The 21,977-nt window shown below is 41.9% G+C and carries 20 protein-coding genes and 2 pseudogenes; 10 read left to right on the top strand and 12 right to left on the bottom strand.

Annotated features, from left to right (window positions below; all coding sequences use genetic code 11):
* Positions 1-5: 5 nt before the first annotated feature.
* Positions 6-1,541 carry a conjugal transfer nickase/helicase domain-containing protein gene (locus AC0T7J_RS14220; RefSeq protein ID WP_473795039.1) on the bottom strand — a complete coding sequence of 512 codons (1,536 nt, stop codon included), beginning with the start codon at positions 1,539-1,541 and terminating at the stop codon, positions 6-8.
* A gap of 213 nt (positions 1,542-1,754) precedes the next feature.
* Between AC0T7J_RS14220 and AC0T7J_RS14215 the strand changes: the two genes are divergently transcribed.
* Complete coding sequence (locus AC0T7J_RS14215) at positions 1,755-2,303, top strand: pili assembly chaperone (protein ID WP_473795037.1); 549 nt, start codon at positions 1,755-1,757, stop codon at positions 2,301-2,303.
* A gap of 1,226 nt (positions 2,304-3,529) precedes the next feature.
* On the opposite strand, the gene AC0T7J_RS14210 is transcribed toward AC0T7J_RS14215, so the two are convergent.
* From AC0T7J_RS14210 to AC0T7J_RS14170, 9 genes are all read right to left on the bottom strand, one after another.
* Positions 3,530-4,153 carry a LysE family translocator gene (locus AC0T7J_RS14210; RefSeq protein ID WP_473795035.1) on the bottom strand — a complete coding sequence of 208 codons (624 nt, stop codon included), beginning with the start codon at positions 4,151-4,153 and terminating at the stop codon, positions 3,530-3,532.
* A 51-nt stretch (positions 4,154-4,204) separates the two neighbouring features.
* Complete coding sequence (locus AC0T7J_RS14205) at positions 4,205-6,094, bottom strand: Ldh family oxidoreductase (RefSeq protein WP_473795033.1); 1,890 nt, start codon at positions 6,092-6,094, stop codon at positions 4,205-4,207.
* Between the two features lie 71 nt (positions 6,095-6,165).
* The gene (gene aepX / locus AC0T7J_RS14200; RefSeq protein ID WP_473795031.1) at positions 6,166-7,713 is read right to left on the bottom strand and encodes a phosphoenolpyruvate mutase; all 1,548 of its coding nucleotides are present in this window, start codon (positions 7,711-7,713) and stop codon (positions 6,166-6,168) included.
* Positions 7,714-7,745: 32 nt separating this feature from the next.
* A complete protein-coding gene (locus AC0T7J_RS14195) occupies positions 7,746-9,038 on the bottom strand; it encodes a radical SAM protein (protein WP_473795029.1) in 1,293 nt (430 codons plus the stop codon).
* 25 nt (positions 9,039-9,063) lie between these two features.
* Positions 9,064-10,392 (bottom strand): aminotransferase class III-fold pyridoxal phosphate-dependent enzyme, encoded by a 1,329-nt coding sequence (locus tag AC0T7J_RS14190; protein WP_473795027.1) that lies wholly within the window; start codon positions 10,390-10,392, stop codon positions 9,064-9,066.
* Positions 10,328-11,098, bottom strand: coding sequence for a type 1 glutamine amidotransferase (locus AC0T7J_RS14185; RefSeq protein ID WP_473795025.1), 771 nt, complete (start codon positions 11,096-11,098; stop codon positions 10,328-10,330). Before AC0T7J_RS14185 ends, AC0T7J_RS14190 begins: the two co-directional genes overlap by 65 nt.
* The gene (locus tag AC0T7J_RS14180; protein WP_473795023.1) at positions 11,099-12,205 is read right to left on the bottom strand and encodes a PLP-dependent transferase; all 1,107 of its coding nucleotides are present in this window, start codon (positions 12,203-12,205) and stop codon (positions 11,099-11,101) included.
* Positions 12,206-12,227: 22 nt separating this feature from the next.
* Positions 12,228-12,602, bottom strand: coding sequence for a hypothetical protein (locus tag AC0T7J_RS14175; protein WP_473795021.1), 375 nt, complete (start codon positions 12,600-12,602; stop codon positions 12,228-12,230).
* Between the two features lie 69 nt (positions 12,603-12,671).
* Entirely contained in the window at positions 12,672-13,511 is an 840-nt protein-coding gene (locus AC0T7J_RS14170) for a class I SAM-dependent methyltransferase (RefSeq protein WP_473795019.1), read from the bottom strand.
* A gap of 594 nt (positions 13,512-14,105) precedes the next feature.
* On the opposite strand from AC0T7J_RS14170, the gene trpB reads away from it, so the two are divergent.
* The gene (trpB, locus tag AC0T7J_RS14165; protein WP_473795017.1) at positions 14,106-15,296 is read left to right on the top strand and encodes a tryptophan synthase subunit beta; all 1,191 of its coding nucleotides are present in this window, start codon (positions 14,106-14,108) and stop codon (positions 15,294-15,296) included.
* On the top strand, positions 15,296-16,111 hold the full coding sequence (gene trpA / locus AC0T7J_RS14160; RefSeq protein WP_473795015.1) for a tryptophan synthase subunit alpha: 816 nt from the start codon (positions 15,296-15,298) through the stop codon (positions 16,109-16,111). The genes trpB and trpA overlap by 1 nt, the downstream gene beginning before the upstream one ends.
* 185 nt (positions 16,112-16,296) lie before the next feature.
* Here the strand turns inward: trpA and AC0T7J_RS14155 are convergent.
* Together AC0T7J_RS14155 and AC0T7J_RS14150 are read right to left on the bottom strand one after the other, a co-directional pair.
* Positions 16,297-16,406 (bottom strand): annotated as a pseudogene (locus tag AC0T7J_RS14155) (SAM-dependent DNA methyltransferase); the annotation flags it as partial.
* A gap of 131 nt (positions 16,407-16,537) precedes the next feature.
* The gene (locus AC0T7J_RS14150; protein WP_473795243.1) at positions 16,538-16,975 is read right to left on the bottom strand and encodes a hypothetical protein; all 438 of its coding nucleotides are present in this window, start codon (positions 16,973-16,975) and stop codon (positions 16,538-16,540) included.
* Between AC0T7J_RS14150 and AC0T7J_RS14145 the strand changes: the two are divergent.
* The 7 genes and pseudogenes from AC0T7J_RS14145 to AC0T7J_RS14115 form a co-directional block, all read left to right on the top strand.
* Positions 16,920-17,759: pseudogene (locus AC0T7J_RS14145) on the top strand (conjugal transfer protein TraF); the annotation flags it as partial. The gene AC0T7J_RS14150 and the pseudogene AC0T7J_RS14145 overlap by 56 nt on opposite strands.
* A gap of 47 nt (positions 17,760-17,806) precedes the next feature.
* Positions 17,807-18,361, top strand: a complete 555-nt coding sequence (locus tag AC0T7J_RS14140; RefSeq protein ID WP_473795013.1) for an LptM family lipoprotein — start codon at positions 17,807-17,809, stop codon at positions 18,359-18,361.
* Between the two features lie 152 nt (positions 18,362-18,513).
* Positions 18,514-18,759 (top strand): hypothetical protein, encoded by a 246-nt coding sequence (locus tag AC0T7J_RS14135; RefSeq protein WP_473795011.1) that lies wholly within the window; start codon positions 18,514-18,516, stop codon positions 18,757-18,759.
* A 342-nt stretch (positions 18,760-19,101) separates the two neighbouring features.
* Entirely contained in the window at positions 19,102-20,094 is a 993-nt protein-coding gene (locus AC0T7J_RS14130; protein WP_473795009.1) for a methyltransferase domain-containing protein, read from the top strand.
* Complete coding sequence (locus AC0T7J_RS14125; RefSeq protein WP_109652721.1) at positions 20,091-20,471, top strand: hypothetical protein; 381 nt, start codon at positions 20,091-20,093, stop codon at positions 20,469-20,471. The genes AC0T7J_RS14130 and AC0T7J_RS14125 overlap by 4 nt, the downstream gene beginning before the upstream one ends.
* Positions 20,468-21,511: a pyridoxal phosphate-dependent aminotransferase gene (locus AC0T7J_RS14120; protein ID WP_473795007.1), complete on the top strand. Its 1,044-nt coding sequence runs from the start codon at positions 20,468-20,470 to the stop codon at positions 21,509-21,511. The genes AC0T7J_RS14125 and AC0T7J_RS14120 overlap by 4 nt, the downstream gene beginning before the upstream one ends.
* A gap of 8 nt (positions 21,512-21,519) precedes the next feature.
* The coding region (locus AC0T7J_RS14115; RefSeq protein ID WP_473795005.1) for an MATE family efflux transporter at positions 21,520-21,977 on the top strand (458 nt) is incomplete at its 3' end.

The following is a 21,977-nucleotide window of genomic DNA, read 5'->3' as shown; positions in this document are numbered from 1 at the left end:
TGTAATTACTCTCGCCGTGGCGAAAGCCATATGCTGTCCGCAGGACAGCTTCCTTTTTTAAAAATAATGTCGGTCCGAACCATATATCCCGACAGGCTGGTAAAACGACCGCTTTTATCCGGCGAATCATATTTATGGTAATGGTATAACCCCTTACCATTTCGTGAATGATGGATGCCCAGCGCCTCAAAGCTTTTCTGCAGCCTGTTTTTATCAAAATTATTTTCCGGCTGTGATGAAATGCATTTAAAAAAGACGTCCGGCGACACCAGAAAGACAAAACCGGCCAGGACGTGCAACGAGCTATCACGCTGGTTTACCGTCAGCGTGCCACCTTCAGTGCTTTCCCTCAGCCACGCCATAAACCGCTCGCCGTCTGTTGCCACTTCAGTTGCCTCCGGAGTCGTGCTCAGCAGCACGGCATTCGGGATTTGCTCAGGCTCTGTCAGAAGCGGAGTGTTTTCCTCACCGGCACTGACGGGCGACTGTCCCGCCGCCATGCGGTCCAGTACCGCCAGCAGGTCTGCCTGAGGAGCGCTGTCCGTGTCGCTCTGCTCGGTCTCATCCGGGTCAGGACTGGTATCCACGCTGCTCAGGGCCGATACCAGACCTGTGATGGCAGGGACGATACTCTCTGCCCCTGCTGCTGCATCTCCTGTCTGAGGGGCAGTATACGCTGCCGCTTCGTTTCCAATTGGTTCAGAAACATTTGCTGAAATGATGTGACTCGACAAAAGGAATGGCGAATTGTGTGCTAATTTTGGGGGAGTTTCAGCAGGTTGCGTCACTTGTGAAATACTGACACCTGCCCTGTCTGATAAATCTGATAATTCGCTGACACCGAACCCTGCACCTGTCTTTGCCTCGGCAATAATGCCGTACAGCACACCGCCGCGCTCACCCGCCATAAACTGCAGCAGGGAGTGTGAGATCCCCGGCCAGCGCTGCAGCCACAGCATGCCGGACGCCGGCAGCAGCCGTGCGGCCATGTACTGGCCCGTTAGTTGTGCTACCTGCCCCTCTTTTGCGGGCCGGATTCGCCACGCGCTGTCCGGCTCCTCAAGGCCTGGATACCACACCCGCCCTTTTTCCGTGGCACCTTCGGCCTGCGTCAGCCAGGCCAGATGATGAAACAGCCCCGCCCAGAACACCGCACAGACCCAGCCCGGCGCCTGCTCAGACTGCTCTTCTGAAGTCGCGCCGGACGGCAGCATCATGCCCCGGACCAGTCGGACGGCCCTGACCGCCACGCTGAGGCTCAGGTCGCCAAATCCCCCCGGCCCGGAGTAAGGCCCGCGCCACGCGGCAGGACAGTCCTGTACGCACGCAAGCAATGCCTGTGCCGGCTGAAGCCACCAGGCCTCCGTCACGGACTGCGACAGGGGGCTATTTTCCGCCAGAATTTTCAGAAGTTTACGCCGCTCAGCCGTCTGCATCAGTTCGCTACCGGTGAGGACCGGGCGAAACGCCACCTCTTTCCCGTCCATGTTCAGCCGCTTTGTCGTCGACTTTTGCGCCGTCCTGCCTGCCAGCCATTTCATTACCCGTACCATCGTCACTGCCTTTCGTTCTGCTTCAGAAATGACGTAACGCTATGAGACCGTGCGTCGTTTGCAACCCTAAACCCTTATCTGCCTCAGGCAGACATCCCGCTTGCTTTAATTTTTCAACCCGGATTCAGGGTTTACGACGGACGCCGTTAACGCCCCGTGCTTTGCTGTGCGCACCTTCCGTTAATTAAACTGAGCACACCCATGCAGCAACGACTGGTTATCCTGACCCTCATTCTCTGGCTGACGCTCACGCTCGCTTTCAGCCTGCTGACGCCAGCTGGTCCCGGCGGCGTCCTGACGCTCTGGATGCTGACGGCCGCCTCGCCGTTTATGCTCAGGCCGCTCGACTGTGTGACGCGGCAGTTCTACCGCAGACCCTGCCTGCTCAGCCGGAAAAAACGCATCACCGTGCACCTGTCTCCCTGGCTGCCCACCGTGGGGCTGACGCCTGAGCGCGTGAGCTGGTTCTGGTCTGGCGTATATGAGGCGGCGGAATCCGCGCTGCAGGAGGGAAAGACCGTTGTCATTGCTTCGCACCTGCTGACGCCAGTGCGGGCGGCCAGGCTCATGGCGTACCTGACGGCGCGAGGCTGGGCTTACCACAGCCGGCTGACGAGTGTCCCTTTCCGGGACTCTGCCCGCGCCCTGATGCAGCTGGAAATCCTGTTCAGGCAGTGGCGCTGGCGCTGTCCGTCACGCACCAGATGGCCGGTGATGCTGCTGAAAAAAACTTCTGAACCGGAAAAATGATTTCAGTTGTTAAGTCATAAATGGGGGCACACTGATTACACACGTATTCGATCTGAATGATCGAAATATCGTGTTATACAACGCGCAGTTAAGCCAGGTACTGTATTCACACCCGCAACAAAAAAGATTAACAAAATATTTACTTATCCAGCCAACACCAGGGCCTTTATGAAACGCATCAACCTGACAGAAATACTCTACCGCGTCGTCTCAGAGCAGAGCGACGAGCAGAGACAGCTGCCTAAGCAATTCGCAGAGGGGAAAAGACCGGCAGTCCGCCAGTGGCTGTACGTTTCCCGCCAGCCTTACGAGAATTTTTACACCACATTTAACGCAGGCTCGTTATCTCTGTCACTGAGCTGGTCAACGTCAACATTGAGGCCGTCCTGACAGAAAACCACGACGCAACGAAAGGCCACGGTAAACCGCGTTTACGAACAATTCTGGCTGCTGATGGACCGCCATAATATAAGTGTGACGCAGGTGGTCACGATACTCTCCAGGATTAATATCGGGCTGAGCGTGTAGGAGAACCATGAACGAACGTTCAATCATCTGACCCTCCCGGTACTAGAGCGGCTAGCTGACTAATTTTCCGTATGGGTGAGCTGGCTGGCCAGAGGGGATGGTTGTCCGGTTGAGACTGTCCTGCTCCGAGATGGGTGGCATTCTGCTAAATGTCTTTTCCGAACAAGGGCGCAGATGTAAGGTCGATGCGGTTTTACCGACGCCACATTGACGCGTGTCATTCTGAGAGTGAAGGATCCGACATTACTAATAAGTGTTGTATCGAATCCTGGGGGCAGGTTAGTTTATCAGCAGTTCACATATCCTAGTCATACAATCCAGCTTAGCGCCGCGTCCGCACGATGCTTGCCGATGTTAGCTGACATCACGGTCTCAACATGATCCTCAGGCACGGCACCGTTGTTTCGGCAATTTTACCGCTTCCGTAAGAGCCAGTATGCTACTGATGATGGAATATGAGATTCCTCTCTGATTTCTCAGCGGAACAACTATTCAGGCTACTTCATGAAGTACTGATTCAATTTAATAAATAAAATAGCAGTTCTAGCCATCGGCCCGGATGAACGATGCGTGGTTCCAATTAACGACAAAATCAGAAGAACGCAGTATGGCCAGAAGTAAGCAATGTTAACTAAAGAGTGTTATTAATGACACGGCAACTTATTGCTCTTCATATTAATCCGAAAAAAATCTTTTCCTCAAGTCTTGAGCGATAACATTGAGTGGATAAGTTCAAACGAGCGATATATTAACTGAAAACCGAAAACGGAAAGAACCAGTGATAATGTACGCATAACGTAAAGATATCGATTACTGGAAAGGAACCCCCTAAAATAAAGGACAAGTAAAGCAACAAAAATTTTTGACAGTATTAATGACGAAATAGAAACAACTGAGAATGCAATGCTCTGCACTAAAGTCCCAGAAATGATATAGCTGCCTCCTATCGTAAACCAGAATAAGTATGGAGTTGGATTTAGAAGATTTACTCTTACAGCCATCAAAAGACTGCTTGAGCTAAGGTTGTTAGCAGATAACTTACTCATGTTAACTTTAAATAGCTTGATTGAAATCCAGAGGAGATTTAAACCACCAATGAGCGAAAGTAAAGCAATGAATAAATCAATGTCATTAAAACTCCTTAAAATTAAAACTGCAATGAATATAATTGGCGTGTCAGTTATTAAAGGAGAAAGACTGGCTAATATCCCTGCTGGTAAACCTCTTGATAATGTTTGCTGAATAACAATTATTCCTAGCGGTCCGGGTTTTAAACCAGCAACCAACCCAAAAGTAAATGCAGCTGTAATTATTTCAAGCATAATCCCTCGCCATTATTTTTTTAACATGAGTTAATATGGGAAAAATTTTAATTAAATCTTCTTAAACGCTAAATACCCATATCCAATGTCTGGGGAGGTGGTTTTACCTGCGACAGGTGTTAAACCATGTGATAAAAGAAGTTCAGACCATTGTTTTTTTGAAAGCATATACTCTCCATCAGAAAAAAGTATCCTTCGTAATATTTGAAAATCTTTCAGCCCGTGAGAGATTACTCCATTGCTAAAGCAGTTTTTAATTTTTTTAAAGTAAATATCTGCGATATTAAACATGTTATGTCTGTCGTCAATGTTGACAGAGTCAAGAAATGTTTCCCCCAAAAAAAACACCCCGTTATTATTAAGAAGTGATACTACCTTACTGATCGCAGTATTTTTTTCATGGTGAGGAATATGATGCATTGACATAATAGATATTATCTTGTCAAAAGATTCATTCGTGGAATAATCCAGGAAATCAGAGTGGATTTTCTGAATGATATAAGTGGAATGATCTGTAGGTATACTATCGAGCATAGCATCAGAAATGTCGAGGCAAACTAATTTCTTTATTTTCGGCAAAACTTGAATCAATCGGCCATTTCCACAACCAACATCAAGAACTAGATCATCTTGACCAAAGGTAAGCCCCTTTACACCATCCATTATCTTTGAGTGTTGATCTAAAGAAGGAAGAGAATATTCCTTACTCCACTCATTAAAGAAAGAATTATTATCCAAATCGGTGTTAATTGCAGCATCGATAACACTCTCAGGGACGCAGTCCGAAAATCGTAGAATCTCATTTTTGACAGAATTTATAAGTTTAAGCTTGTATAAATCGAGGTCTTTTTCTAATAAAAAACACCTATTGGCATTCAATCTATAACTTGAGGCTGAACAATTATCATATTTTAGTTTCAATATCTCATCACTATACTTAAATAAAACTTCTCCTTCAGAGAAAATAGCTCCTTCTTCAAATGGTATTTTTAGTTTTTGACCACCCTGGTATTCGAGAGAGTTTTTCAACTTTGCTCTAAACTCAGAATCCCCACAATATTTATTCGTGTTTTTAATTGCTATAATAGTCGTGGAAGTGTTTGTTGAGTTTTGCTCGAATAGTAGATTAAAGTATTCTGCAATTAGCAGATTGCCAAATGCTTTATAGTTTTTCTCTCCCCCCATAGGTAATATCAAACCATCAAACACCCCAGTGGAATTAAAGAGGTCTTCGGGATCATTAGGGGTATTAAGACTTTTCGTGAGGAAATTGCTTTTTAGAAAACTTTTCCGTTGATTCTCTAAAGGCTGTAACAACTCTCCGTTTGTGGCTCCAGCCATTGAGACATCGAAAATAAAATGGTTTCCAGCTACATTGGGAAAACCCCAAGCATAAGCATTTGTGCCAACTACTGCTTTAGCTTTTACTACATCTTTACCGGGAGAAACGGGAGGACCTACTTTGTCAGGAGATTTAGTTGTAATGTAACAGATTAAATTATGATCATTGAGTTCCTTAGCATATTCTGATAGCGCATTTGTAGGGTAAAGATTGTTGACATGCGCAAAAATAACAGAGTTTGATTTTGATTTGTGTATTATCTTCTCAACTATAAACTTAATTCCATAGTAACCTATAGCATGATTTCCATTAAAGAAAAACCGCTGGTCATCGCTTGAATCCATAAGGATGGGGACTTTATTAGGCTCCATCATTTCGGAGTCAACACATTTTTCGATAAAACCACTAAAAAGCCTATTTAATCCATGACTAGGCTTATTATGCGTTTCAGCAAAAATTAGAGAATCATATGTTGATTTGATCTCGTCTTCATTAAATCCTAAAGAGCGAAGGTGACTGAGACAAATTTTTTTGAGATTTTCAAGTAAATCTGTATTGATTTTCCCATTTATCAATACACGGTCTAATTTAAATGACATATAACCTCTCTTACATAGCTTATTATTTTGAATTGGAGAAAGTATTAACACTTCTTCCTAGTCTTATAACTTTACACGATGTGCATAGGGACTTTATCAATCAATATGAGGTCATCTTCTCTAGTCCATTGTCCTTGTGCTAGCTGAACCGATATTTTCACACCTCGATCTGATAGTTTTTTTATTACATCCAGAAAATCAACTACTTCATTATTAATAGCCGAATTATAAAAATCTCGGTTAGAAATCAATGATAAACCATAAGTACTTAACTTGAACGCGCCAAGCCATGTAGCTCGATCCAAGCATTCGGAATATTTCGAAAAATCAGCCTCATGTAAAGGAGTGAGATTATCCCTACAGATGCTTTTTTTCAAACTAAAATAGTTATTAGCTTCAGTATCTGGGTTTGCATAATCAACAAGCAAACATATATCAGCATCATCACTCACTAAATTGGCAAAGGCAGAACTTTGTACAACTATGTCATCAGGAACAAAAATATAACCACATTCTTCACTTACAGGGCAATGGTAAACCTCATCGACTAATGAAAGCAGATTATATTCACGAGCAGGTATAATAACAGGATATTCAGATACACCATGTTTTTTTAAAGCTTCTATATTTTTTTCTTTTGCTCTTTTATTAAATGCTGACTCTTCATTCCATATAGAATTTAGATTTTTATTGCCTTTTAAAAACCTAAAAAAAGATGGTAAAACTAGAAAATAAAAATTATCCTTTTTACTTGGGAGATATCTTGCTTCAGCTTCAAGAAGTTCATTGTCACGTTGTAGCCTGAAAACCTCCTGTACAGATGATATATTTTCCTCAATATTTATAAGTGTCTTATCTTTATAAATCTGGCAAGCGATATTCTGCATACTACGGATGCTGCTCCGCAACAGATGGTTAGCCCAAATCACCAGAGACACATTCCTACTTTCAAATTCAGATGTAGGTGTTGTGTAATATTTAGTAGGAACGATAACGATTGGGCATTTGTTATCCCATTTGTCGATGAAATCAAATATCTCATCAGCTTCCGATGATTTTGAGTGAATAAGTATTGCGTCTGCGCCAGCTTCATAGTATTTTTCGGCCCTGAAAAGGGCTTCATCAATTCCTCTGCCAGCTATCAACGACTCAGTTCTGGCTACAATAACAAAGTCACTATTCTTTTGGCTATCTTTCCCTGCTTTGATCTTTCCGCAAAATTCTTCAATATCTGCAAGAGGTTGAGATTCACCTCTCAAGAAGCTATTTGTTTTAGGGAAGACTTTGTCTTCTATACAAACGCCTGCAATATCTCTTTGCTCAAGTTTTTTTACAAGTCTGCACATGTTATTAAAATTACCGTATCCAGTATCTCCATCAAGCAATATGGGAATTTTAGTAGCGTCGCTCATGTACTCAATAACATCTAACACCTGGGTCCAGCTTGCCTCATTATTATCCCTCAGTCCTAACGAAGCTGATATGGATAAACCGCTTGCCCAGATACCTTCAAAACCTGCTTCTTCAACAATGCGAGAAGAAAGTCCATTATGTGCTTCCATCAAAAAATTTACTTTATTACTATTGAATAAATTTCTTAATTGAGTGGTTTTCAACATTTTAGATATCCAGTTACTCATACAATATGAGATTATTTTTTTTCTGTTATACACACCAGATTAACTTTATCGAATGCTGCGAGATAGTCTTCATGGGTATGATAATGATGTTGGAATTGTTCCATATCATCGAGGTACATTTGAATATCAGAATTATCAACATCATCTTTGAAAAGAGCGATTAATTCGGTTTTAACCTTGCTTTGTTCTGCAGGAGTGAGATGTTTTAATGCTGAATTAACATAACCGCCTGGTCCAAGTTTAACTTCTGTCGATGTAAAAATCCCCGAGGCGTCAACGGCCTCAACTTGTATATCTATACTCACTCTACAGTTCGGGAAAATCCAAGTTTTGTATTTATTCAAAGCAAGGAAATACAAACAAGAAAAGTATGTAAAGAAATTTTCAATAGGAAGTGTTTGCTCTGGACGATTATCAGTACGGGGTGTTGTGATCTTGTTCCAAGTTGGCATTCCTACGATTATAGGTTCTGATGGAGTCCATTTTTCAATCAGGTGATTTGCATGATCAATTGTTGCGAGTATCTCGAAACCATAATTTGAATTCAACCCAAGAATTGCACCTACAGATAACCCTAATCCTGCTTGCGCTGCACGATCTTGACTTTCAAGTCGGAATTTATATCCATCTCCACCTTTAATAACTTTGAAGTCGTCATTAATACCCCAAGCTTTTGGACCAGCAGTGATATGTTGTTTGAACACATTCTTATCGTAGGTTTCCTGCCACATAATCATTGTGTCTGCGCCAATTTCTTTCAATTTTTTATATTGTTTTTCTGTTAATGCCATTGTACAAAATGATAATTTCCCTCCCGCCATATTTTGCTGATTTTTCTTAACCTCAGGAATAAGTTTAGGTAGTGTATTTTTTACAAAAGCTATATCATCACCTCCTACCAATTCAATATGCCCAATTCCTTTACTCAACAAGTAAGAAATTTGCGTCATCATAAGGTTTTCCGAAACGGTCATCCTATTCATATCTTTATTATCCGATCTCCATCCACAAAAGTTGCAATTTGAAGAGCATCTATTTGTGACTTCAACTGGTGCCATTGGTATGACTTTATTACCATGTATGCGGTGACGAATGTTCCGAGATTTAGAGATAACCTTTTCCTTAACCTCTTCAAATATTGGTGAGTTCATTGCGGCGATAAGTGATGCAATTTCATTTTTAGTAAGTTCGCGAACATCGGCATTCTCTAAAATATCATCTACTTCTAATAGCGAAGGAGGACGTGCATTTGTTAAAATACATTTAATTCCATCGCTATCGACTTCGAAAAAAACATTGCTCATGGTTACACTCCATTTATTGAAGTAACTAAGACAATCCAAGTTGTTTGATACATTCCCGGAAAGAATTAACAATGGTCCCTGACTCTTTATCACTTATTGAAAGAGGTGGGAAAATCCCAATGAACCGTCCTTTTGCATAAATGAGGACCCCTTTTTCTCTCATTATTTTTTGTGCCTCTAACGCTATTTTTTCATTTAGTCTAATATTAAAATCAATGCCAATTAAAAGCCCTCGCCCTCGGACTATAATTTCTCTGCTCATCTTTTTTAGTTCACCAATGAGGTACCCCCCTTGCCTGGATGCATTCTCCCAAGGTCTTTCTTGCTCGAAAATATTGAGTGCTTCAATTCCTAATTTTGCGATTATTGAATTACCACCTTGGGATGTTGAGAATAGTTCCTCTGATGTCTGAAGGATCTGGTTAGTGACATTCTCAGATAGCATCATAACTCCTGACGGTAAATAGCCACCGTTGATCCCTTTAGCAAGGATTAATATGTCAGGCTTTAAACCTATTGAAGTAAATGCAAATTTTTCACCAGTACGGCCACCACAAGTAGCAGATTCATCTATAATTAATAAGATGTTTTTTCTATCAATTATTTTTTTAAAAGCAACCCAATACTCTTGGGGAGGGAAATGAACTCCGCCTGCACCAATTACAGGTTCGATGATGACCGATCCAATCCTGTCATCTTTTAGACGCTCTTCAAGCAATCTAATAGCATTATTCAAATTGTTCTGAGCTCCACTTTTGTAGCCAACCAAGGCTGGCAAAGGTGATGGCGCAAAATAAACCCCATATTCCCATTTACTGCTATGACTTTCCAAATCTTGATAAATACCAGAAACTGCCATTGCTCCCATTGTTTGGCCGTGATAGGAGTTGCTGAAACTCAGGATCCCAGACCTTGAATCAGAACTAAAATGCGAGCTCCCTGTCCAAAACAAACGGGCAGCCTTTAATGCACTATCAACAGCTTCTGAGCCCGAATTCACAAAAAGAGATGTCCATGGGCCACCTGGTACAAAATTTGATAACTTCCTTGCATATTCTTCTGTAACAGTCGAGCTAATACCATTTAGTGGAATGTAGGGCATAGTTGCAATCTGCACTGATACCGCTTCAATTAATTCTTTTCTACCGAATCCGAAGGGAAGAGATAACCCCCCATAGGCATTAATGTATCTTTTTCCGTGCTCGTCTTGAACATATATTCCATCGGCGGAAGATATATTAAATGGCGGATGTCCATTTTTTTTATTAAATAGGCGGGATTGCCATAGATTAGATATCATTATTAATATTTTTCTTTGATTTATTTTTACTGCACATATCGATAAAGTTTTCAAATATCACCAACCTGTCATTACATTCTTTGATGTTTTCTGACAAAAATTGATTTAATTTATTTTCATTTTCAATAAATCCCTGCTTTATCAAGCTTTCTGTTCCTTCTCTGCTTCTTAACCATTTTTTCATCGCATCCTTTCCAACTTCAGGATGTGACTGAATACCATATAAGTTTTTCAATTTGAAAATTTGACACTGAGATCTATCATTGCCAGCTAGTAATATTGCTTTCTCCGGCCATACAACAACGTCACGGCTATGTGCCGCTAATAATTGAATGGCATCTTGAGTATCTTTAAGTAGCGGGGAGTCATGACCTTCAGGTGTTTTTTTTAACTTAACAATACCTATTTCTTTTGTGATTCCCGGCTGAACTAACCCCCCAAACAAAACGGCTATTAGTTCATGTGCCATACAAAGGCCAAGCAAAGGCACTTTATTTTTAATATACAGGCGACGTATAAACCCACTAAGATCAACGATCCACTCCTCCTGACTACAATAAGGCGTCACTGAACCCGATATAATAAAACCGTCGTAATCACTGTTATCAAGGGAAGTGAAATCGACGTTTGATAATGTTAGAAAATCCACTTTCTGATCTTTTATTAAGCATTGGTTAATAGTATGTTTATATTCTTCCATAAAACTTATTTCTGGATGATCAAGGATGTCTACGAATGCAATTTTCACTTTTTCGGACATTCAATTTCTCTCCACTATTGAGTTAAGCGATTGTGAAAAAATTGATATTATTTCATCGATGTTTTCAATTCCTATGCTTATCCTTGCGAATTGGCTTGCTGAATCCGATTTAACTATATAACTTGATACATCCATTATTGAGGTTGAAGTCGCTCCTAAAGATGTTTTCAATGGAATTTCAGGGGCTAATGCGTTAAGTAAAGAAGAAAATGTTTTGACTTTTGACATGTGATTTATTTCAGCAGTTATACATGCTGCACGGCAATCTGAATCATTACTCAGTGATGGATGATAAATTTTTTTAAACGCTTTCGTTTTTTTCAACCAATAAGCAAGGAGCTTTGCATTTTCACATTGTTTATTGAAACGTAGTGAGAAAGTTTTCATATGCTCCATAACCAGAGAAGCAATCTCAGGACAAGAAATTGATCCTACATTTTTTTGGTACTGACGGATTCTGATTGCAGCTTCAGGATTATTTCCAAATACGGCTCCAGCCATTAGCGTGTTATGACCAGATACATATTTTCCAATACTCTCAACCACTAAGTCAGCGCCTAAATTAAGTGGACGGCAATTAATTGATGTGGCGACAGTATTATCAATTATTATAATGTTATCGAATCTTTGCTCAATATTGTTAAGCAATGTAAAGTTAAATGGCTCCAGAAGGGGATTGGTCAAGCTTTCAGCAAAAATTATGCTATTTTTAATATTTACTTTTTTTTTGATAAAAGAGTTATCTTTTATATTAATACTAATTCCTCTTTGTTCCTCTAGTACATTTTTTGCGTAGCTTAATGTTCCAGGATAAAGCTGATTTAAAAAGTAGCAGGTTGGGCTCAATTCTTTTTTTAATATTGATGAAAATGCACCATCTATAGCGGACATTCCCGATGGAAAAAGGACACACCACTTAGATCCATGCAGCATTGCTAGTGCAGCTTCACATTCCCAGACCGTCGGGCAGCCGAACCTTGCATAAACTGGTTTGATGCCGTAAGGCATAGCTGAAGACTTAATATCATGGAGTGCGGCCAAGCATTCATCGAAGGATGAAAAGCTATAGCCAACAGTCTTATCAATTTTTCGCTCTGAATTACTCATTATCACACCAAATAATTTATGACTAATAGAACTGTTTTATTTTTTCCCGCATTTCAGGGAAGTTTTCGATCATTAGCTCATAGCAAGCATCTAATATTCTTAAAGATCTCTCAAATTCTTGGCTGGCATTTTTTTTGTTTTCTTTATCAAACTCTAATTTTGTTGTTAGCTTTTCTAATTTCTCACTATTATAGATAATATTTTTTTCTTGAGTGTTTAACATTAAATATCTTACTCTCTCTAAAATACCTTTAAGTTCAAATATATCTTCTCGTTCAAAATCTTCATTTAGCAATGAACTTATGATTCTTTTTCTGATCTTTAATGTGTGTTTGATTGCATCATCTAAATTAATGCTAGAATAATTATCGTTTATTTTTAAATCATTTAAAGTCATTATTACGCTACCTAATTTCGTTTTGCGCCGTCTTTTAAAATTTCTGACGAAACCAATTCCGTCTCATTATTAAATTTTCTTTACGCAAAATGCATAACTAAAATCATTTTGTAATTCAATTACAAGCTCCGTTTTTCCTAGATAGTCGCGATGCAACTCTTTGTCTATAAAGGACTCAATCGCATATGGAAACTTTTCTGCTTTATGCCTTTTTAGCCAAAGGTTGAAATCATTATATTCAAAGTAAAGATCGCCAATCAGGATGATCCCACCGGGCTTCGTCACTCTAAACATTTCCTTACAAGCTTTATTCTTATCATAAATATTTAGATGATGATGAATATATGGAGCGATAACAATGTCAAAATCAGATAAGTCTGCAGGAAGATTTACAACGTTGCTTTCGTAAACATGGCATTCTTTAAGTATGTTTTTATAATCTTCCTCTGTAACATTACCGTTAAGATCGCAATCCTTTAATGCAGCATAAGGTAATTCAAAATCTCCCGACTTGGTTCTTAATAATGGTTCTTCAATCAAGTCTACAATGTGTATTTCCAATCCATCTGAACCAAACATTCCCTTCCATTCTGAATAGAAGAAAAGAGTCGCAATTGAGCCTAATGAAGCACCAAGGAAAAGTACTTTTGCTTTTTCATCATCTCTTTTTGAGAATTTTTTTAGATGACATGCTTTGACAAAACAATTTGAAAGTTGTCTTTGAACTCTTACCCGGTCTTTCCAGTCCGGATGCAAATTATCATAAGAGCTATGCCATCCAGTGAACCTCGCAAAAGCTGATTCGATGTATATTTGTGAATCTAAGTACGGAAGAAGTTTAAATTCATATTCTGTAAGAAATTCTGTCTCAATGCCTTCAGGGGTGATTCTGTTTTTACCTTCAATCATACTAAATCTCCTAACATTTTTATGACATAGGGATATCATTGCTCGGAAATATGAATTCCGATCTTACTAACTAAGAAATCTTCAGCCATAAGTATCTATAAGAAACCTTATGGTCTGGTTAATAGTCTGAATTATACAGTTATTTATTTTTTATTTTCCGTACTAGTTTGCAAGTGCGTTTTAAAACAATACATAAACGACTTGGATTGTTAAAGGTCATTTTATAGCATTCATAAAAATTTAATATTTCGCTCTGTTTTAGTAGCTCATGTTCAAAGATGAGCTTAAATGCCATTATCTCGTTGAATCCAATGGTTATTTATTTTTTAATAGTGGTGGGTGGTGAATTTTTCTCAAACTTGTTTATAACGAAAGCTACAGGCAGACTATGTTGAAGCAAATTTTCTTGCTAATGTTAACTTTCAATGAAAAATGAAGTTTTTATTCTGAAATGTCTCCCCTGAATGGGGACTGTACCCTGTACTTAAAAAGCATACCAGTTGCATACTCTATATTGCTGAATGGGTTATGTCATGTTCAGAGTATTGTGGTATCCCTGAGTCTTCTGTTTGAACACTATATGAGAAAGTTCTTATGAATACTGACAATGGATATTTTGGGGAATATGGCGGCCAGTATGTCCCACAGATACTAATGCCTGCCCTTGTACAATTGGAATCTACTTTCAAACATGCAATTCAGGATCCTGATTTTATATCTGAACTTACAGGTTTATTAGAGGATTATGCTGGAAGGCCTACTGCATTAACGCTTTGTCGTAATCTGACGAAAGGCTCCAAAACAAAGCTTTATTTGAAAAGGGAAGACCTGCTTCACGGAGGAGTGCACGTGATGAATCAGGTATTAGGACAAGTCCTTCTTGCAATTAGGATGGGTAAAACTGCGATCATTGCTGAAACTGGCGCTGGGCAGCATGGCGTCGCAACTGCCATGGCTTGTTCGCTCTGGAATTTGAAATGCCGAATTTATATGGGATATAAAGATCTGGAGAGTCAGCAAACCAATGTACTCAGAATGAAGTTGATGGGAGCTACAGTTGTTCCAGTATCCTCTGGAAGCGGGACCCTGAAAGATGCATGTAATGAGGCTATTAGAGATTGGTCAGAAAACTTTAGTACTGCACATTATTTGATAGGTACATCAGCTGGTCCGCACCCTTACTCATCTTTGGTACAAGAGTTTCAGAAGATAATTGGAGAAGAGACTAAAAAGCAAATTATGTTAAAGGAAGGAAGGTTGCCTGATGCTGTCATCGCCTGTATAGGTGGCGGCTCAAATGCCATAGGTATATTCACGGATTTTATTGATGAATCATCTGTTCGCTTAATCGGTGTAGAACCGGCAGGTAGTGGCCAGGATTCCAACATGCACAGTGCCCCTCTCATTAACGGTAAAACCGGAGTGTTCTTCGGCATGAAAGCTCCACTTTTGCAGAATAACGAAGGCCAGATTACAGTGTCTCATTCTATCTCTGCGGGCCTGAATTTCCCATCAGTCGGCCCCCAACATGCATATCTACGTGATATTAACCGCGCTGAATATGTAGCTATAACTGATAACGAAGCTGTTAAGGCTTTCCATAGTCTGGCGTCGCATGAAGGGATAATTCCCGCTCTAGAATCAGCTCATGCGTTGGCTTATGCTTTGAAGTTAATTGCTCAGGAGCCTCAATCGGAAAATATTTTTGTCGTAAATATTTCTGGTCGTGGTGACAAAGACATTTCTACTGTTCAAAACCATTTAAATACTGGGGTAGAAAGCTAATGGATCGTTATCGTTCAACGTTCAACCGTCTGAAGAAAAGAAATGAAGGTGCATTCGTTCCATATGTCACATTGGGAGATCCAAATCTCGAAGTTTCTTTAAAGATTGTTGAAACCATCATAGAAGCTGGTGCTGATGCACTTGAACTCGGCATACCTTTTTCAGATCCTCTTGCTGATGGACCAGTTATTCAGGGTGCTTCGCTCAGGGCTTTGAAGGCAGGAGCAACACCAGATCTTTGTTTCAATATTATCTCTGAGGTTCGTAGCAAGCATCCTGATCTGCCTATTGGTTTACTCCTTTATGCAAATTTAGTTTTTTCAAATGGAATCGATAATTTCTATCAGAAATGCGCAGTTGCCGGGGTTGACTCTGTCTTAATTGGTGACGTGCCAGTAGAAGAGTCATATGAATTCCGCACTTCTGCTGGCAAAAATGGAATTCATACTATTTTCTTTGCTCCGCCTAATGCTGATGACTCCACTTTAAGATCAGTTTCAGAATTTGGCGGTGGTTATACCTACCTTCTTTCTCGCGCTGGAGTTACTAGCGTTGATACTCGCGCACTGATGCCTTCTTCAGAAATGATTGAAGCGTTAAAATCTTATAATGCACCTCCACCTCTGTTAGGGTTTGGGATTTCTGAGCCTGGGCAGGTTCGTGAGGCGCTCAGAGCTGGTGCAGCAGGAGCAATTTCTGGTTCTGCGATCGTAAAAATTATTGAGAGTAATTTTAGCGAACCAGAAGCAATGTTCACGAAATTACATAATTTCGTATACAAGATGAAAGACGCAACCAAGTCTCGCTCTGAATAGGCTGTCATATACGGTGACACGCTTTGCCGGGCTCCACTTTTTCTATTATTATATTTTGTATCCGTGAGTTCATTTAGAATTTTAATTGGTTTGTTTGGGACTAAAAAAGGGCCACATCGAATCGTGGCCTTTTGTTCAGTGTGAGCGATCAAACAACTGCTGCATCCATTCTCGTCTGCAACTGGATAATCCCCCATGTAATGAGCTGGCGTACAAAGAACCCGCCGACGTTCATTAATAAGCGAATTACCGATCCGATCACCACCTCTCCGGCCACGCCGAACAGGGAAACCCGTGGGCATACACACCACAGTGGCCAGCGAGTTCATCCAAGCAGGACCTTTCGGTGTTGCTCGTCAGTTGCTCGCAGACCGATTCACTTATCCCACTCAACGTCACCCGACTGGAGGCCACCTGTGAGGACGTTCAGCTCGTCAAACCTGGCCGGCGTGCCAGTGATACCGTATGGCAGCGGCGTTCGAGCTCGGCCGTCAGCTTTTCCAGGCCGCCTACGATGGTTACACCCTGCTGGGGGGCGGCCCGTTCTGCCAGCGGCATGATTTTCTGTTCGGTCGTTTCCATCGCAGCGGCGATGTTAGCGCCTAGCACGATGGCTGACGCATGTATCTCGACACCGATTGCTGCCAGCTGGCGTAGCGAGCTACGATGTAGCAGTAATGTGTGATGTTGGCCACGCTCTGCCAGGTAGGCAAAGCCGCCCAGTTGCTCAAGCGAGTCTTTGCCCCGGCTTTCAATACCCTCAATCAGATTAAGCAGGTCAATAGGGCTGCTCACCGCCACAAGGTGCGACAGCGGGCACGCCAGTGCCGGGCTTTCTGCGGTGATTGCCATTCCGAATGACACCCTCCCTTTCGCATTTGTGGCAAAGGGCTGGGGACAGGCCAAAGTCCGGACCGATATCACACAACGTGACCTGGCGTATCTCGACGCGGCACAGAGCGGCATTTTCACGCCCACTCAGACGGATATTGACCAGATGACCTCGCGGGCGCAGGGCGTTGCCGCACTGGTCACAGAATACGGCATCGCCGCAGCGCACCAGTTCATCCTGGGCGACACCCCGGTTTCTGTCGGTATCACGCCAAAGGTCCAGCGCGTGGATACATGGAACTATAACGTTTCCGTCGGTAACTACAGCGCGTCAGATTTTCGCAGCGGTGACTGGAAGCGTTCAGAAAGCGGCGCAAACGTCGACGTCGGATTTGCGGCTCAGCTGACGCCGGAGTGGACCGTCGGACTGACCGGACAGAACCTGGTGGCGCGTGACATTGATACGCGCGAAATCAACGGCATCACTGACACGTTCCGTATACGCCCGCAGGCGACTGCCGGCACGGCGTGGAGCAACGGTTTAGTCACGCTGGCCACAGATGTTGACCTGACACCGGCCAGCGGTTTTGCCTCGGATGAAAAAGCACAGTATGCCGGCGTAGGCACTGAGCTGAATGCCTGGGACTGGGCGCAGCTGCGTGTCGGTTACCGTGCAGACATGCGTAACAGCGATCGAAGCATGTTTACCGCCGGTGTGGGGATTTCACCTTTCAATGTGGTGCATCTCGACCTGACCGGCATGGCCGGTACAGACAGCAGCTACGGTGCTGCCGCGCAGCTTTCTTTCACTTTCTGACGCACACGGGCTGCCGGTTGCAGCCCGCACCTGAACCGGAGAATATCATGTCAAAAAAAGCCCTTACTCTCTCTGCCATTGTGCTGGCGACCACGCTCAGCGGCTGCAGCAGCTTCATGAACGGCCCCGGCCAGTTCGGTTCGCTGAATGACGTTCATCAAATGCCTTCAGATGTAAAAGACCAGACCACGCCGGAAAAACGCAATCAGATCAGCGATGCGTATGGGCCGGTTCTGATACCGGTCGATACGGTGGCGATGCGTCTTAAGGAAAAGTTCGGTTTCGTCTCAGACGGGGATGTGGCTGCCGCGCGCAACAGCGGACAGGGGAATGCGGGCTGGTCAGCCTCGGCCATTTCAGAGGGCACCAGCTGGTCTGCTGAGCCCGGCAGTTATTACCGCATGTCCAGAAACTGGGCGGGAAATGACAGGCTGACGATTGAGGTTCGCCGCACGCCTGAGGGATCTGATGCTACAGGCACTAAGGCAGGAAGCTTTATTGAATCAACCTACATTTCATCCGATCCCAAACACGTAACTGACACCTGGACGAAGCGTCTTTTCAGTCAGATACATGCAGCAGCACGCGGTGAAGATGAGTAGTTTTCCAAACTGGCACCGGATTGTCCTGTGCCTCAGAACGAAGAAAGATCATGCTGACTATGAAGTGTTCTGCGTAGAGCATACACACTGTTATTACGGTAATCCCTTTACTAGACATAATCATATTTACTACTGGCTCAGGAGAGCTCCCTGTGTATAACCTATTGATCTACCAGCAGGAAGAGCAGAGGATATTAAAAATAACGATAGGTGGACAGAGACGCAGCAGAGTATCCGGATTAAGGGGATGCTTTTTTGCTGACAGCGCTGCAGAAATGCAGAAATGCAGAAATGCAGAAATGCAGAAATGCAGAAATGCAGAAATGCAGAAATGCAGAAATGCAGAAATGCAGAAATGCAGAAATGCAGAAATGCAGATTAGAGAAAAAAACCAATAGTGGCATGAATGCATTGATTATATGATAAAAATAATCAACTCAATGAGTTTTTATGTTATTGATCGTAAAATAAGCAGGATTTAACTCCAGATAAAAGGAATGATTATGTGATTTTGACGTAAAAAAAGGGCTTTACAAATCTATACATTAAGTGTTTTTATGATTGCGAGCTAGATTTGCAACAGAGTATATTTATAAAATAAAACATATCAGCCACGCTCAGGCTTAGACCTCGCTTCGATATTTGATTAATAAAATCCTGGGATAAATGGACTTCGCATAACATCGTGAAGTACCAGTACAGAACGACATACGAGACCTTAATTTAAAAGGATATCATTAATGTTGGCTTCCCATATTTTTAACGGATATATCGGCTCCCACCTGTGCTATCACCTTTCACGTGAGGGAATCCTAGATTTATTTAAAGATAAAGACACGCTAAATAAATCAGAAATAAATGACGCGAACTTTTCCGGAACACGCCTTGAAAATGTCAGGTTAATCATTGACTATGCTGTTAAATTTGGAATATTCCATGAGGATGATGAACAGTACCGGTTAACTGAGTTAGGTAGTGACATACAGAAAAATATTGGTTTTTTTACATGGGCCGTTGGAGGATATGGTAACTTCTTAAGAAACTTTACTGACATAAGTAAAGAAAAAGAAATGACCATGAGCAGCATGATTGATGGTGCAAATGTAGCATTAGGATCTCGCCAGGCTAATAAGCAATTCATGTGGGATATTATCATCGAAGAATTATCATCCCTTCAAACAAGGAGCTTTGCCGATTTAGGCTGCGGCGCGGCAGGTGCGCTTATAGATATTTGCAGAAAATTTGATGGGGTTACTGGGACTGGCATTGACATTAGTACAAAAGCAATCGACTCCGCTAGAATAAACATTGAAAAAAATAATCTGAAAGGCAGAATTGAAGTCGTCAATCAGAATGTCCTTGATGCAATTGACTCACCATATCTGATAGATAAATTCTCCCGCGTTGATACAGTATTATCCTTCATGATGATGCATGATCTGTTTAACATTAAAGATCCCGTGGGAATACTTAAGAAGTTACAGTCCACATTCCCTAATGCAAAGACCTTTATCATTGCGGATACCTTTTTATCTGAAGAAAAATCATTAAAAATTGATACTCCTATTTTTACCTATGGATTTGAGTACGTTCATCACTTTATGAAAATAAAAATATTCCATAAAGAACAATATCTGAGATTTTTTTCAGCGGCAGGCTTTTCCGTTGAGCGGGTCACATATCTAAATGTACCTAACACATATTTGTTTGTGTTACACAGGGACTTTGCATGAAAAATAAAAAAGCAGTTACAGACCTGCCACTGATGCTCCAGGTTGAAGGTCATCATAATAAAGTCCCTTTCTTTATCACGGAGGAAATGTTTTATGGCGTTCCTTTTGAACTGGCGGGAGGGGATATTTCTGGTCTGGTTGATAAACCAGTGGCGGACACCCATAAACATGAAGTAGATGAAATCTACTTCCTCATTTCACCTTTACCGGGTGAGGCCGTTATTGATGTTACCATCAATATGGAAACGGCCACTTATTCCTCACCCGCAGTTATTCACGTACCTGCAGGGCACGAGCATAAGTTCATAACAAGGAGGGCAGGAAAAGGCAGTTATTGTTTCGGCATTTTATATAAAAAGGACGAGGTGGCTGTATGAATTTCAATGCCAGTGATGTGCATGTATCTCACCGACTACACCTGAACGAAAGTGACAGCGGTAATCTTTACGATTTCCGGGAGGTACTCTGTGATGAGTTTAGCAAGATAAGCACATATCCTGACCCGGGTAATACAGAGATGATAAATGCCATTTCACGTCATTATGCGATATCTCCTGAACAGATAGTGCCTGGCAATGGTGTAGATGAGATAATTCTCCTTCTTTGCCTGACTTTACTTAAAAAAAAGAAAAGCATTATTACAAGTATGTCTACTTTTCCCGGCTATGAAACTGCAGCCAGAGTCTGTGGGGGAAGTGTAATTCATACCGAGCTTTCCGGCAGTCTTAAATGTTGTATTGATAACTTTGTTAAAAGTGTAAATCAGGATACAGCGATTGCTTTCCTGTGTAATCCTCATAATCCGACCGGGTCTGTACTGTCCAGATCTGAAGTTATTTCTTTCATTGAAAAAATGAATGAACTGAATGTGATCCCTGTAATAGATGAGGCTTATATCCAGTTCGCTGATGAAAATCGACACTCAGTTCTGAGCTATATAGCGGATGGAGGAAATGCAATTGTACTGCGTACATTCTCAAAAGCATATGGGCTGGCGGGGCTGAGAGTTGGTTTTGCTTTTGGAGCAGAGCAGCTCATCAGAGAGGTTGCAAATACTGCACTGGCTTTACCTTTCAGAATTAACAGATTTGCTCAGAAAATGGTTCCTATTATTTTGCAACATAATGATATTTTCCTGAAAAACATATTAAAAACTAAAGGCTGGATCCAGTATATAGAAACGCAGTTTGTTTCACTTGGTATAGAGTTTATTCCTTCCAGTACTAATTTTGTCTGTTTCAGGCCTCCACAGGGGAGCTGCGAATATACAGAGGCTGCTGCCACTGCAGGAGCAGCGATGAGAGACTGTGGCCTTTTTGGCCTTCCAGGATGGGTTAGGGCGTCGGTAAGTTCACAGCAGGATGCTGATCTGCTCCTGTCTTTAACAGGAAGACATTATAATGAAGCAAACAGGTAACATTCGCCATGTTAAGATTAAAACTATCCGGGAAATATCGTGAGATAGTACATACTTCGTTTCCGTTTATGCTCCTGATGATGTCTCAGAGCATTAACAGTATAGTGGATATGTTTATCGTTGGCCATATTGGCATGGATGCCATTGCGGCTGTTGGTCTCTGTGGTTTCATCTTTTCAATTATGACTAGTGGTATTACTGGGATAATGATTAGTGTACAGACAGAGGTCGCTAAAAGCGTCGGTTCCAACCGTTCTGATATGGCAATTAATGCTTTGCATAGCGCTCTGATTGTAGCTGTTTTATTGGGGGCTGCAGTGATCGGTCTGAGTTACCTGCTTCCCTCTGTGCTTATTCTTTTTATACATGATCATGACCTGCTGGAAAACTGTATCAGTTACCTGCATATGCTTTCATTTGCTGCTCCTGCTATTGGAATGGTCAGAGCTTTCAGGGGATATTACGC

This window comes from Pantoea sp. E956-1, assembly GCF_982223955.1.
This window is presented reverse-complemented; position numbering and strand designations above follow the sequence as displayed.

Coding starts and splice junctions, on each gene's coding strand:
- AC0T7J_RS14180 (WP_473795023.1), bottom strand. CDS start 12,205: ATGAGTAATTCAGAGCGAAAAATTGATAAGACTGTTGGCTATAGCTTT.
- trpB (WP_473795017.1), top strand. CDS start 14,106: ATGAATACTGACAATGGATATTTTGGGGAATATGGCGGCCAGTATGTC.
- AC0T7J_RS14220 (WP_473795039.1), bottom strand. CDS start 1,541: ATGAAATGGCTGGCAGGCAGGACGGCGCAAAAGTCGACGACAAAGCGG.
- AC0T7J_RS14140 (WP_473795013.1), top strand. CDS start 17,807: ATGTCAAAAAAAGCCCTTACTCTCTCTGCCATTGTGCTGGCGACCACG.
- AC0T7J_RS14210 (WP_473795035.1), bottom strand. CDS start 4,153: ATGCTTGAAATAATTACAGCTGCATTTACTTTTGGGTTGGTTGCTGGT.
- trpA (WP_473795015.1), top strand. CDS start 15,296: ATGGATCGTTATCGTTCAACGTTCAACCGTCTGAAGAAAAGAAATGAA.
- AC0T7J_RS14170 (WP_473795019.1), bottom strand. CDS start 13,511: ATGATTGAAGGTAAAAACAGAATCACCCCTGAAGGCATTGAGACAGAA.
- AC0T7J_RS14185 (WP_473795025.1), bottom strand. CDS start 11,098: ATGTCCGAAAAAGTGAAAATTGCATTCGTAGACATCCTTGATCATCCA.
- AC0T7J_RS14125 (WP_109652721.1), top strand. CDS start 20,091: ATGAAAAATAAAAAAGCAGTTACAGACCTGCCACTGATGCTCCAGGTT.
- aepX (WP_473795031.1), bottom strand. CDS start 7,713: ATGTTGAAAACCACTCAATTAAGAAATTTATTCAATAGTAATAAAGTA.
- AC0T7J_RS14215 (WP_473795037.1), top strand. CDS start 1,755: ATGCAGCAACGACTGGTTATCCTGACCCTCATTCTCTGGCTGACGCTC.
- AC0T7J_RS14195 (WP_473795029.1), bottom strand. CDS start 9,038: ATGAGCAATGTTTTTTTCGAAGTCGATAGCGATGGAATTAAATGTATT.
- AC0T7J_RS14120 (WP_473795007.1), top strand. CDS start 20,468: ATGAATTTCAATGCCAGTGATGTGCATGTATCTCACCGACTACACCTG.
- AC0T7J_RS14205 (WP_473795033.1), bottom strand. CDS start 6,094: ATGTCATTTAAATTAGACCGTGTATTGATAAATGGGAAAATCAATACA.
- AC0T7J_RS14175 (WP_473795021.1), bottom strand. CDS start 12,602: ATGACTTTAAATGATTTAAAAATAAACGATAATTATTCTAGCATTAAT.
- AC0T7J_RS14130 (WP_473795009.1), top strand. CDS start 19,102: ATGTTGGCTTCCCATATTTTTAACGGATATATCGGCTCCCACCTGTGC.